Raw genomic sequence first — 12,868 nt, forward strand, 5'->3', positions numbered from 1 at the left:
CCAATCAGTCAAATCTACACTTGACCAAGTTTGCCCAAATCTTGTCTAGAAATCTGATGGACTATCACTCACTATTTCATCACTAAACGCTTCAACGCTAAAACACTCTTATTTTTTAGTTTTGATAGCTGTTTTTGCGTGTTTTACAATATTACGGTATGTCTGTTGAACTTTAGCTTCACTAGGTTTTTGTCCCATTTGACTCATCATTTCACGAATAGCATCCGGTGTTAAACGAGGGTGCTCTCCAATCTCTTTTTCAATTTGTTTACGAGCAATAAAAATGCCTCCCACGAGACCACCAAACAAAGCGACGATAATTAATAAAATCCAAATAGTTGTTGACATCTATTCATTCTCCTCATTTATTTACATGACTCATTATAGCAAAAAAAGAAAGAGTTTACAAATATATGTAAACAAAATCAAAGCCTCTATCGTCCTTGTCACGTCAATACACTATTAAATTTTCACTAGAGCATGATTAAGCATATAGCCGATTCCTTTATCTTATCCTAAGTATTTTCCCCAACTTTTGTGCCATCCATTTCCAAATGAAGAGAGCTATATAAAAATCTACCAATCCATGTAGCAAAGAGCCTAGCCCTATCAAAGAAAATAGTGACCATAAATAAGTTGAACTACTGTTAGAAGTCATTGTGATTATATAAACAGTAATAAATTCGAGCAGACCATGAATTATGTTAATAGCTACAGCAAATAACAATGTTTGCCATTTACTCATCAATAAAGAGGGCTTTGACTTAATCAAGAAAGCCGCAATTAATGCAAATCCGATATGTGATAAAGCTCTAAGAACGATTACAATCGGAAAACCAGCTAGTAGAAATCCAAGTCCTGTCCCTAAAGCTACCAATATTGCAACTGGAACAGATATAAAAATACTTAAAAATAAAGGTACATGGCTTGCTAAGGTGAAAGAAGCAGGCCCAATAATTATTTTAGCAGGCATGATTATAGGAATCATGATTGCAAAAGCTACTAAAATAGAAGTATAAGAAACCATTTGTGTTGTTTTTTTTGACATTTTTATCTCCTTTGAAGCTATTATACAAAATAACCTTACAGGTGTAAAGACACCTGTAAGGTTATTTGTCTATGTATAAGATTCCTGCTTTTTTTAGAGCCTCACATATTTGGTCAAAAACTGACTGATCTTGACAAGAAATCATATGTGTATGTAAACCATCTGTCAAAGAGGATAGCAATTCTGCATTGGAAACTTTTAATTTAGCAGTAAAATTATCAATGTCTTTTTGGCTTTGAATGTTTAAGGGAGCAGTCAGCATCCCATAAATAGGGTGCTCTACCTCCACATTCATAATGATTCCTTGATACCGCAAAATAATTTCCAGTTCTTCTTCTGTCTGTTCTATGCCATGCTGACAAACCAATCTAGCTGTGAATTGATGAGTACTTAGAGCACTGGACATAAGGTATCCTTTTGGGGTAGAAATAATATCACATTGTTGTGCACGCAATAAGGCAATATCTCCAACAATCACCTGCCTACTAACACTAAAAATCTTTGCTAATGTGCTTGCCGATACAGCTTCTTTTGTTCCTTTTAAAGTCGTTAAAATATTTTCTCGACGCTCCTGTGCCTTCATATAAGAAATTCCTTCTTTGGTGTTATTTCACAATTAAAAACTGGCTAGAATATCTAACCAGTTAGCCTCAATCATTTCGTGCAAAAAGACGAAGAATATTTAAGAATAGATTAATAAAATCAAGATAAAGGCTTAGTGCCATCGAAACTGCCCAACCATCTGCGACTTGGCCGCCTTGGCTATTGTAGACATATTTAATCATTTGGTTATCGTAAGCAATCAATCCAGAAAAGATGATGACACATACGATACTAATGATATAACTCATACCCCCACTACCGATAAATAAATTAACAAGACTTGCAATTAAAATCCCAATTAAAGCAGCCATTAACGCTTTACGCATACCTGATAAATCTTTTTTAGTCTTAGCTCCAATCAAAGCCATTGCAAAGAAAACAGCTGCAGATGTTATAAAAGCTTGAAGAACTGTTGTTTGCGTGTACCTTGCGATAATGAAACTTAAAGTAAACCCATTCAAAGCTGAATAAATCAAAAATAATGGTAATGCAGCTGGTGTGTTTCGACGCGCCGCTCCACTAGCAACAAAGACTAAAACCAATTCTAATATGATTGCTCCAAAATACAACCCTGGCATTTTTTGCATGATGGCAATCATATTTTGTGGAAACATATACAGCATAATAGCAGAAACAGCAGCTGACAAACCTACTCCTATCCCTACAAGACCGTAAATCTTAGCAAAAAATTGATTCAGCCCTGAATCAGATTGTGTGTAAATGACGTTATCATTCATATGTATTTTCCTATTCTAAATTTTAATGATTGTGACTACCTAAGAATTTGCGACTAAAACGGATAGGTTTCTTAAAAATACGTTTGAGTGGACGAGAAGCCTCTCGTACTGCCCAATACTTATCAACCATAGTCACAATATAACTTTCTTTATAACGTGGTGGTGCAATAGTCGCTCCCCACATGTGCTTCAAAATAATATCTTCTTCTCTAGCGTTTAAATCAGTTAATTTTCGCGCATTACGAACCGCTATCCTTGGATGAACCCAAGCATGGCTCTTGTTAAATTTCGTTACACGCCAATCATAATAAAAGAAATCATGTAGTAAACCACCTCGAGCAGTACTACTCGCATCCCAACCAAACTTCTTAGCAATTTTATAACTTGTATAACTAACATTTATAGAATGCTCTAAGCGAGTTGAGTGATGATGTTGGACAATAGCTTCGAGTTTTTGGAAACGTGGATGGTCAATAAGGTGACCGACCAAATCCATGAAGTCCTTATCGTCTTGATACTTTTTCATTATAATCACCCCTCTGGGGATATTATAACATATGAACTTAAATTAAGCTGAAAATGACTACTCCCGCAGCTACTGCTACATTAAGACTTTCTGCTTGTCCAGGCATTTCAATATGTGCTAAAACATCTGCTTCTTCTGTCATAGTTTTGGAAATTCCCTGTCCCTCATTTCCCATGATTAAAGCAAAATAATCATACTTAGGGAGATTTTTATAATTTACCGATTGTTCAGATAAAGTTGTCGCAATCATAGTTATCCCTTCTGCTTTACAAAAGTTAACAAACTGCTCTATTTCTACCCTAAATACTGGTAAATGAAAGTGACTGCCTTGCATAGAACGAAGTGTTTTTTGGTTATACAAATCAGCAGATTTCTGAGATAAAAAAACAGCATCAAAATTCGCTGCATCTGCAGTTCGAACCATTGTTCCTAGGTTTCCTGGATCCTGCACATCTTCTAATACAAGAAAACGTCCTTTTTTAATATCTGTCCATCTTGTCTCTTGAAAGGCAATCTCAGCTACAATCCCTTGAGGAGTCTGTGAGTCAGTTAATTCTTTCAAAACATCATCTGTAACAACAATAGCTCTCTCGGGTTTTCTCAAACGATCTATTGCCGTTTCTGTCACAAAAATATTTAAAAATTGTGCACCATATTTTTCAGCTTCCTCAAATAAATGCCAGCCTTCAATAAGATATGAAGATTTCCGATATTTTTTTTGTAACAACTTTTTCGTTTTTTTAATGAGATTATTTGATTTTGAAGTTATAATAGTAGTCATAAACCTATTATATCAGAAAAGAGGTCAAGTTATGAAAAAAGTTCATTTAATTGTCTCAGGGCGCGTTCAAGGAGTCGGATTTCGCTATGCAACTTATTCCTTAGCTTTAGAAATAGGTGATATTTACGGTCGCGTTTGGAATAACGATGATGGAACTGTTGAAATTTTAGCACAATCCACAGATTCAAATAAAATGACACAATTTATTCAAAAAATTCGAAAAGGACCTTCAAAATGGTCTAAAGTAACTTATGTTGATATTAAACTAGATAACTTCGATGATTTTAACGACTTTAAAATGAGGAATTAAAAATCATTCTGCGGAAGTATTGTTTAATTCTTAAAAAAAAAGTAAAATAGATAGGTATATTAAAAATTAGAGGAACTAAAAACATTGAAAAAAACATTGAAACGTATCTTATTCTCTAGCTTATCTTTGTCTATGTTATTATTATTGACAGGATGTGTTAGCGTTGATAAGGCTGGAAAACCCTATGGAGTTATCTGGAATACTCTTGGAGTGCCTATGGCCAACCTCATTACTTATTTCGCTCAACACCAAGGGCTTGGTTTTGGTGTCGCTATCATTATTGTAACCATCATCGTACGTGTCATTATCTTACCACTTGGACTTTATCAGTCTTGGAAAGCTAGCTATCAAGCTGAAAAAATGGCGTACTTTAAGCCTTTATTTGAACCTATTAATGAACGACTACGCAATGCTAAAACACAAGAAGAAAAATTAGCAGCTCAGACAGAATTAATGACAGCTCAACGTGAGAATGGCCTTAGCATGTTTGGCGGTATTGGCTGCTTGCCATTACTCATTCAGATGCCATTTTTCTCAGCTATTTTCTTTGCTGCACGCTATACTCCTGGAGTCTCTAGTGCAACCTTCTTGGGACTTAACTTAGGTCAAAAGAGTCTGACACTTACTGTCATTATCGCCATTCTTTATTTTGTACAATCTTGGTTGTCAATGCAAGGTGTTCCAGATGAACAACGTCAGCAAATGAAAACAATGATGTATGTGATGCCAATAGCGATGGTATTCATGTCAATTACTTTACCTGCTAGTGTTGCGCTTTATTGGTTTATTGGTGGTATTTTCAGTATTATCCAGCAGCTAGTTACCACTTATGTACTTAAGCCTAAACTACGCCGAAAAGTAGAAGAAGAATATACTAAAAATCCTCCTAAAGCCTACAAAGCTAATAACGCACGAAAAGATGTTACAAATTCAACTAAAGCTACTGAATCTAATCAAGCAATTATTACATCTAAAAAAACAAACCGTAACGCCGGAAAACAAAAAAGACGGGGATAAAATAAACACACTAAATAATAGTGTATTGTTTTAAACAGTTAAAGATTATTATGTAATTCAAGTAAAAAAGACTTAGTTCTATGTCCTACATAGCTAAGTCTTTTTATTTTTGCCTAACTTTTTAGTCAACACTATATAAAAAGCACCCTAAAAGTCAGATAAAAATCTAGCTTTTAAAGTGCAAGTAATCTAGCTAACAAACTACCTTATTAATAAAGTAATCGTTTTTCCCACCAGTCTTGAATAATTGCATAAAGCGTACAAATTACCCAATAGATAAGGGCTACTAAGATATAGGCAGTCATATAGTCGGAGTAGGTTCCCCCAACTATTTTAGCATTATTAAAGATATCAGGTACCGTAATCATCGCAGTCAATGAGGAACCTTTGACCATATCTAGTAAAACATTACTTAAAGAAGGGAGTGCAATTCTTGTTGCTTGTGGAATAATAATGCCTCTATAAATCGTCGGTGTTTTTAACCCTAAAGCTCTAGCAGCTTCCCACTGACCATGATCAACAGCTAAAAGAGCTGCTCTGATAATTTCTGATATATATGCACTAGACATCATGGTAAAACCTACGATAGAAGCAGTCACAGCATCTAACTGTATCCCTATAAAAGGCAAACCAAAGTAGATAAGAAAGAGTAGAACCATTAAAGGAATCCCACGCATTAAGGAAATATGAATATTAGCTAAATACCTCAGTAAGCGGAAATGAGACATCTTCATTAGAGCTACAAAGAATCCTACGATAGCTCCTAAAATAAAGCCAACCAAGGATAATCCAATGGTATATGGTAATCCCTGAATAACACTTGGAAAAGCCTTAACAGCTAGTTCCAAATTAAAAATGGCATCCCAGTTTATCACTTATCTACTCCTCTCGAAATATTTTATTTAACTTTAATTACTGGAATTTTATCTGTTCCAGCAGGTTCTTTTGTGAGATCTTGACCAGCATAATATTTTTCAGAGATTTTTTTCAAAGAACCATCTTTCTTCATATCTTTGATAGCTGCATCAATTTTTGTTTTGAGGCTCTTATCTTTTTTACTCATCACAATACCTTGCTCAGTCGGATTATACTTCACATCACCCATTTTTACTTTGATATCTGGATATTGTTTTGTTACATATTTTACAGCAATGACTTGTGTGTAGTAATCATTCGGAATGAAATCTGTACGTCCAGTTGATACATCTCGAAGGTAAACGTCATTAGTTACATTGTCATAAATAACAGGTTCAGCGCCTTGCTGTTTTGCAATTTTCATATATTGCGTTCCAGCTCCACCACCAGCTTTTTTACCCTTCCAGTCAGATAAATCTTTTGCTGTGATCTTTGAAGAACCATCTGCACGTACAATCATACCTCCAACAGAATATTTATAAGGTTGAGAGAAATTGTATTTTTTCAAACGCTCGGGAGTCGTGTCAAAGTTATTGACAGCAACATCCACCTTGCCACTATCTACAGAAGTAAATGATTCAGCAACTCCAACTTCAACAAACTTAACTTTTATCTTAAGTTTTTTAGCGATCGCTTTCATCATATCAATCTCATAACCAGTCAATTTTTTATGGTCATCATAATAACTTGTTGGATAAAGCGTTGCAGGGGTAGCAACCTTAAGGACACCATCTTTTTTAATATTGTCCCATGTTGTTTCTTTGCTAGATTGACCATTTGAGCAAGCTGCTAATGTCATTGCAGATAAACCGACTAAACCAAGTAAAATTGTCTTTTTCATAAGTACTCCTGTAGATTAAATTATATTAAAATGGTTTGGCGTACTCTATCGAAAATTAAATTTAATGAAAATTAATACATAAATTTACGATAATAATACAACCATTGTTAAGAGTACCATATTGTATCCGTTTTCGCAAAAATATTGTTTACTTTTCAAATTAATGGTAAACAGGCCCTTTGAATTGCTTCTCTTTTTCAAACAACTCTGCAACAGCAAGTAATAAATCTTCTCTCCCTTTAGCCGCTGTCAATTGTACACCTAAAGGTAGCCCCTCTTTAGTTAGATGAGTTGGTATGGCTAAAGAAGGTTGCCCAGTCAAGTTTGGCTGATGTGTAAAAGGTGTCCAGGCCATTGAGTCTTCAAACATTTTCCAAATTAAATCCTGTTGTTCACTTACTGAGAATTCTCCCATATGCCTCAATTGTTTCTGGAGTGTCTCGTCTAAATCAAATTGTCCATGAAAAGGAGCTGGTTGATTAGTTGCTGCTGTTAAAATTAAATCATAATTTTCATGAAACCTCGCCATGGTAGCTGCAAATTGATCCCATGAATCTAAGAGTTTACTGTAATCTTTAGCCAATACCCTTTGTCCACTCTGATACATAGCCCAGGTCATTAATTCCATATCGCTAAATTCCATTGAACGCCCTAAACTCTTTTCGATGTCATCAAACATTGCTGCTGTTTCAACGCTATTCATCATACAATAAGTTTTCATAGAATGAATACCATCTAAAGGTTGTTCTACTAATTCTAAATGATTCCCTTTTTGAGACAAAAAATCTGCGGCTTCTTTAATAGCTGCTTTAGCCTCACTTGATACCTTTGTTTTTAAGGGAGAATCCATCAATACTGCTATTTTTAGGGGTTTACTAACGCTAAACTCGAAAAGACTCTCTTTGCTGAGTTTTTTCAGGGGAAATGGACTTTCTACTTGATATGATTGTAAATAATATAATAGTCGTTTTGTATCTCTAACTGACTTTGTTAAAGCAAAATGACTAGAAGCCCCTTGCCAACCTCTATAGGATGAAGGTCCAACAGGTATACGTCCTCGACTCGGTTTTAAACCAATCAAACCATTAAAACTTGCTGGAATTCTGATTGACCCTCCTCCATCACTAGCTCCTGCAATTGGAACCATTCCTGAACTAACAGCTGCGGCTGCACCACCACTAGAGCCTCCAGCATTTCTTGAATGGTCAAATGGAAGATTAACATTCCCGTGAAGTTGACTATCACTAATATTCTTAAAACCAAATTCAGGGGTATTTGTTCTTCCTAAAATAATAAACCCTAATTTTTCAAAGGACTGCACTAAATAGTCCGTTTGTTTAGCATGATAGTGTTTAAATAATTGTGAACCTGAGGTTGAGAGTTGTCCTTTTTGATTCTGTCCCAAATCTTTCAGAAGAATAGGAACTCCTGCAAAAGGAGCATCTGATTCATTTGCGTATTTGGCTGCTTGACGCGCCTCATTATATTGCTTGCTGACAACAGCATTAACGCTTACATTCTGTTCCTCGATCTTGTAGATTGCTTGCTCTACTAATTCTTGCGACGAAATCTTATGCTGTTTTATCGCTTGTGCCATAGCGGTAGCATCTTTAAAAACCATATAAACACCTCATAAAATGTATTTTTATTATAAGATAACAAAAAATACTTAAAAAAAATAGAATAACGTCTAGACTCTAGATATTATTCTATGATTTATACTATTAATTTGTTTTTTCAACACTAATGATTTCAACTTGATAGCTACCAGCAGGTGATTCAATTGTAGCTAAGTCTCCTGTTTTTTTACCAATTAAAGCATGAGCAATTGGGCTTTCATTCGAAATTTTTCCTGAAAAAATGTCAGCTCCAGCAGCACCAACGATATGGTAAGTATCTTTATCATTTGTACCAACTTCTTGGACAAGGACAGTTTTACCAATTGCAACCTCATCTTTAGCAACTGCATCACTATCAATAATTTCAGCATAACGAATTTTTGTTTCTAAAATTTGAATTTGGCCCTCAACAAATGCTTGTTCGTCTTTTGCTGCATCATATTCGCTATTTTCTGATAAGTCACCATAAGAACGAGCAATCTTGATACGCTCTACAACTTCTGGTCTACGAACTAATTTTAACTCTTCAAGTTCTTTTTCAAGTTGATCTTTTTCCACTTGTGTCATTGGGTAAGTTTTTTCTGCCATTTTATTTCTCTTTTCTTTTCATTTTTTCAAGTCAAAGATATAAACATGATGACTCGCACCATGTTTATAAGCTTAGTTAATTTGACTATTGATATATTTTTCAACGTTAGCCTTGTGTGTTTCAAAATCTTTAGCGTAGTATACATTTCCGGTCTTCACATCAGCGACAAAATAAAGGTAATCTGTTGAAGCAGGTTTTATAGTCGCTTCAATTGCTGAGATACTTGGACTATCAACTGGTCCAGGCATCAAACCAGTATTAGTATAGATGTTGTATGGTGATTTAATTGAAGTATTAATTTGAGCATCTTCAGCTAAACTTGTTTTATCACCTAATTTTCCCATAGCATACAAAATTGCAATGTTACTTTGAAGAGCTTGACCGGCTGATAATCGGTTATAAAAGACACTTGCTATTTTACGGCGATCTTCGTCTGTTGATCCCTCTTTTTCAACAAGAGATGATAATGTCAAAACATCATTTACAGACATATTCTTCGCTTTAATAGTGTTATAGTAAGGTGCCATCTTAGTATTCATTGTTGAAATCATATCTTCAACAAGTCCTTCTAAGGTTGTATCTTTATAATAGTTGTAAGTAGCTGGGAATAAATATCCTTCCAATTGATAAATAGCTTTTGATTTATCAGGTAGACTTCCTAGTAAATTTGGATATTTAGCTACCATTTTTTTAATAAACGTTTCATCTTGAACAAGTTTCAAGAAATCATCAGCTTTATAAGGTGTACTTGTAGTCTTTGTATCAATTTTATTAGACTCAATAGCTTTAGCAATCTGTTTAATAGTGTAACCCTCGGTAATTAATATCTTACCTAAAGCTGGTTTTGTCGGTTCTGCAGTTCCGCCTTTTTCCAATTCAGCAGCAATCTGATCTAAAGTCATACTTTTTTTAAGATTGTAGTATCCACTTTGAAAATTACTATAGTTTTTGAACTTGGAATAGTAATTAAAGACTGTGGCGCTCTTAATGACTCCTGCTTTTTCTAAAATTTGACCAATTAATTTATTCCCAGATCCTATCGGAATTTCAACTTGTACAAATTTATTTGAATTGGAATCAACAGGTTTAATAGCACTATCTACAAAACGATAACCTACAAATGCTGTCAAGAGCAATACAAGTATGATAATTGATATCAGAATACGTGCAATTCGTTTTGCCACATTATCTGCTTTCTGACGTCTTTCACGCTTGTTATGTTTCTTCTTGGCTGACAAAGCTATACCCTCTTCTTCTTTTGGCAAATCCTCTACTCGGATAGGTTCCTTTGCTACGGGCTCTAACTCTGATGTCTCACCAAGTTTTACAGTTTCACCTTCTGTAGGAATATCTGTTGCTCTCACAAGAAAGATTTCTTCCGTTTCTTGATTAGGCACAGCAGTTGCAACATCAGTCTTATCTGCTTTTAAATCTATTTCAGGTACATTTTTAGTTATCCTGAATTCACCAGATTTGGAGCCGCCATCAAGCTCTCTTGAAGGTTCCATCCCTTGATTGATAACTTGTTCTTCTTGGGAAGCTAATGCTTGTTCCGCCTGACGTCTTTCTTCTTCTCGAGCAGCTTCTGCCTGAAGTCTCGCCTCAATCCGAGCTTTCTCTTGTTCTTCTAAGCGTTGCTTAGTCTCTAGCGCCTTTGCTCTAGCTTCTTGTTCGTCTTTCAAACGTTGCGCTTCATAATCTGCCATCAATTGTGCTGTTCTGCGAGCAGCTTCTTTGGCTTCTTGCTCTTTTTGATAGAGTTCTTCTTCACGCAACTTTCTCAAACGGTTAGCTTCTTCTAACTCTGCCAGAATTTGTTCTTTAAAACTTTTCTGATCATGGTTAGAATGCTGATCGTCATTAAATTCGGTCAAAGAGATTTCCTCCTAATAATAATCACAGGCAATTATATCTTAAATAGTCTATAAAATCAACAAAACTTTGACAATGTTATCTACTTTTAACAAATTGATCGTGTTGGATTATTCCAAATCATATTATACCAGAGCGAACCACCATGTTGGGAGTCAGATTCTCCCTCATCTTTAAATCCATTCATTTCATAGAAGGAAATTAAATCATCATGGCAAGTTAAACTTATACCATCTCGTTCTTGAGAAACAACCAGGTCTTTCATCGCTGCTAATAATGCTGTACCAATCCCCTGACCTTTAAAATCAGGATGTATTGATAGACTAGTAATTCCTATGAAACCACCTACCCTTACAGGGATTTCAGAAACTTTATGGAATAAATCGTCCGTTAAGTACCGACCTTTAATAACCGGTCCTTCAATGTAACCTGCTAAACGACCATTAATCTCTGCAACTAAAAAAGTATCAGTCATTATCGTTAGACGTTCTTGCATTGCTTTTTTACTCGCAGCCTCTGCTTCTGAAAAATTTATTCGTTCAATACTAATGACTTGCTGTAAATCCTCTAGGCAACCATTTCTAATAATCATACTCATCTCCTTAATTTCTTTATGAAATTCTCTTGATAAAGTCAGATAGAGGACTGAGAAACTTCTCTCAGCCCTTACTATCAACTTATTGTGTATTTTTAGTTAGGTTAGCTAATAATTCTTCAAAAGAGCGCTCATACAATTGAATGTCTCCAGCACCCATAAAGACATAGACAGCATTATCATGATTGAGTAAAGGTGAGACATTTTCGACTGTCACTAAATCTGAGTGTTTGACAATCTTAGCAGCTAAATCTTCTACCTTCACCTCACCATTATCTACTTCTCTAGCAGAACCATATATTTGAGCAAGATAAACGCTATCCGCTTGACTCAAAGCATGGGCAAATTCGTCTAAAAGAGCTATCGTACGAGTGAACGTATGCGGTTGGAAAATAGCTACAATTTCTTTTGACGGGTATTTTTGTCGAGCAGCATCTAAGGTCGCAATAATCTCAGTAGGATGGTGAGCAAAGTCATCAATAATGACAGTATCGTCAATAATCTTCTCAGTAAAACGACGTTTTACCCCTGAAAATGTCTTCAAATGCTCAGCTACTAATGCCATATCAATTCCCATTATGTAAAGGTTAGCAATAACAGCAGTTGCATTTAAGATATTATGTTTACCGTATGCTGGTACATGAAACTGACCAATTTCTTCTTGGTTATAGAAAACCTTAAAGTCAGAACCATTAACAGTTCGAGTGATGTCTTTTGCTATAAAATCATTTGAATCTTCAAAACCATAATAATATATTGGTGCCTCAGAAGTGATTTCATGAAGTTTTGGATCTTCTCCATAAATGAATAAACCTTTTTGAACTTGCTTAGCATAGTCATTAAAAGCATTGAATACGTCCTCTAGGCCTGTAAAATAATCAGGATGGTCAAAATCAATATTGGTAATAATTGAGTATTCTGGATGGTACGGCATAAAATGACGTTCGTATTCATCAGCTTCAAACACAAAGTAATTAGCATTAGCAGAACCACGTCCTGTACCATCTCCAATTAGGAAAGAAGTGTCTGTAATATTTTTTAAAACATGAGCTAATAAACCTGTCGTTGAGGTTTTTCCATGTGCCCCAGCTACACCTAGACTAGTGAACTGACGCATAAAATCTCCGAGAAATTCATGATATCGTTTAAAATGATAGCCCTTTTCAATAACATAAGCCAACTCTTCATTGTTATCTGGACGAAAAGCATTTCCTGCAATAATCTCTAAATCCTCACTGATATTATTCGGTGAGAAAGGTAATATAGTTACACCTGCTTGCTCTAAACCACGTTGGGTAAAATAATATTTATCAACGTCACTTCCTTGGACGTTATGTCCCATTTGATGAAGCATCAGTGCTAGGGCACTCATTCCGGATCCTTTAATACCAATAAAATGATAAGTTTTTGACATG

At 35.2% G+C, this 12,868-nt stretch carries 15 protein-coding genes; 2 read left to right on the forward strand and 13 right to left on the reverse strand.

Going from position 1 to position 12,868, the window contains the following annotated elements; all coding sequences use genetic code 11:
* Positions 1 to 108 precede the first annotated feature (108 nt).
* The 6 genes from QOR44_RS07820 to QOR44_RS07845 all read right to left on the reverse strand — a co-directional run bounded on the left by QOR44_RS07820 (position 109) and on the right by QOR44_RS07845 (position 3,695).
* The gene (locus QOR44_RS07820; RefSeq protein ID WP_000108275.1) at positions 109 to 348 is read right to left on the reverse strand and encodes a YneF family protein; all 240 of its coding nucleotides are present in this window, start codon (positions 346 to 348) and stop codon (positions 109 to 111) included.
* Positions 349 to 505: 157 nt separating this feature from the next.
* A complete protein-coding gene (locus tag QOR44_RS07825; RefSeq protein WP_000039537.1) occupies positions 506 to 1,048 on the reverse strand; it encodes a hypothetical protein in 543 nt (180 codons plus the stop codon).
* A gap of 61 nt (positions 1,049 to 1,109) precedes the next feature.
* Positions 1,110 to 1,631 carry a transcription repressor NadR gene (locus QOR44_RS07830; RefSeq protein WP_000647220.1) on the reverse strand — a complete coding sequence of 174 codons (522 nt, stop codon included), beginning with the start codon at positions 1,629 to 1,631 and terminating at the stop codon, positions 1,110 to 1,112.
* A gap of 67 nt (positions 1,632 to 1,698) precedes the next feature.
* Positions 1,699 to 2,388, reverse strand: coding sequence for a Bax inhibitor-1/YccA family protein (locus QOR44_RS07835; RefSeq protein WP_000999457.1), 690 nt, complete (start codon positions 2,386 to 2,388; stop codon positions 1,699 to 1,701).
* Between the two features lie 22 nt (positions 2,389 to 2,410).
* The gene (locus tag QOR44_RS07840) at positions 2,411 to 2,914 is read right to left on the reverse strand and encodes an HD domain-containing protein (RefSeq protein ID WP_000760496.1); all 504 of its coding nucleotides are present in this window, start codon (positions 2,912 to 2,914) and stop codon (positions 2,411 to 2,413) included.
* Between the two features lie 37 nt (positions 2,915 to 2,951).
* Positions 2,952 to 3,695 carry a TrmH family RNA methyltransferase gene (locus tag QOR44_RS07845; protein WP_000207505.1) on the reverse strand — a complete coding sequence of 248 codons (744 nt, stop codon included), beginning with the start codon at positions 3,693 to 3,695 and terminating at the stop codon, positions 2,952 to 2,954.
* Between the two features lie 31 nt (positions 3,696 to 3,726).
* Between QOR44_RS07845 and QOR44_RS07850 the strand changes: the two genes are divergently transcribed.
* Both QOR44_RS07850 and yidC read left to right on the forward strand, forming a co-directional pair.
* Positions 3,727 to 4,005, forward strand: coding sequence for an acylphosphatase (locus QOR44_RS07850; protein WP_000755489.1), 279 nt, complete (start codon positions 3,727 to 3,729; stop codon positions 4,003 to 4,005).
* A gap of 84 nt (positions 4,006 to 4,089) precedes the next feature.
* Positions 4,090 to 5,022: a membrane protein insertase YidC gene (yidC, locus tag QOR44_RS07855; RefSeq protein WP_000751926.1), complete on the forward strand. Its 933-nt coding sequence runs from the start codon at positions 4,090 to 4,092 to the stop codon at positions 5,020 to 5,022.
* 209 nt (positions 5,023 to 5,231) lie between these two features.
* Here yidC and QOR44_RS07860 read toward each other — a convergent pair whose 3' ends face one another.
* The 7 genes from QOR44_RS07860 to murC form a co-directional block, all read right to left on the reverse strand.
* Complete coding sequence (locus QOR44_RS07860) at positions 5,232 to 5,897, reverse strand: amino acid ABC transporter permease (protein ID WP_000611497.1); 666 nt, start codon at positions 5,895 to 5,897, stop codon at positions 5,232 to 5,234.
* Between the two features lie 23 nt (positions 5,898 to 5,920).
* The gene (locus QOR44_RS07865) at positions 5,921 to 6,778 is read right to left on the reverse strand and encodes a transporter substrate-binding domain-containing protein (protein WP_000751026.1); all 858 of its coding nucleotides are present in this window, start codon (positions 6,776 to 6,778) and stop codon (positions 5,921 to 5,923) included.
* A 160-nt stretch (positions 6,779 to 6,938) separates the two neighbouring features.
* Positions 6,939 to 8,399, reverse strand: a complete 1,461-nt coding sequence (locus QOR44_RS07870; RefSeq protein ID WP_000231315.1) for an amidase — start codon at positions 8,397 to 8,399, stop codon at positions 6,939 to 6,941.
* Positions 8,400 to 8,502: 103 nt separating this feature from the next.
* Positions 8,503 to 8,985, reverse strand: a complete 483-nt coding sequence (gene greA / locus QOR44_RS07875) for a transcription elongation factor GreA (protein ID WP_000818772.1) — start codon at positions 8,983 to 8,985, stop codon at positions 8,503 to 8,505.
* A gap of 72 nt (positions 8,986 to 9,057) precedes the next feature.
* Entirely contained in the window at positions 9,058 to 10,860 is a 1,803-nt protein-coding gene (gene mltG, locus QOR44_RS07880; protein ID WP_000134322.1) for an endolytic transglycosylase MltG, read from the reverse strand.
* An 86-nt stretch (positions 10,861 to 10,946) separates the two neighbouring features.
* Positions 10,947 to 11,450, reverse strand: coding sequence for a GNAT family N-acetyltransferase (locus QOR44_RS07885; protein WP_000586875.1), 504 nt, complete (start codon positions 11,448 to 11,450; stop codon positions 10,947 to 10,949).
* Between the two features lie 85 nt (positions 11,451 to 11,535).
* Positions 11,536 to 12,867, reverse strand: coding sequence for a UDP-N-acetylmuramate--L-alanine ligase (murC, locus tag QOR44_RS07890; RefSeq protein ID WP_000048107.1), 1,332 nt, complete (start codon positions 12,865 to 12,867; stop codon positions 11,536 to 11,538).
* Between the last annotated feature and the right edge of the window lies 1 nt (position 12,868).

This window comes from Streptococcus agalactiae (genome assembly GCF_949788565.1).
In the GTDB taxonomy this organism is placed as follows: Bacteria; Bacillota; Bacilli; order Lactobacillales; family Streptococcaceae; genus Streptococcus; species Streptococcus agalactiae.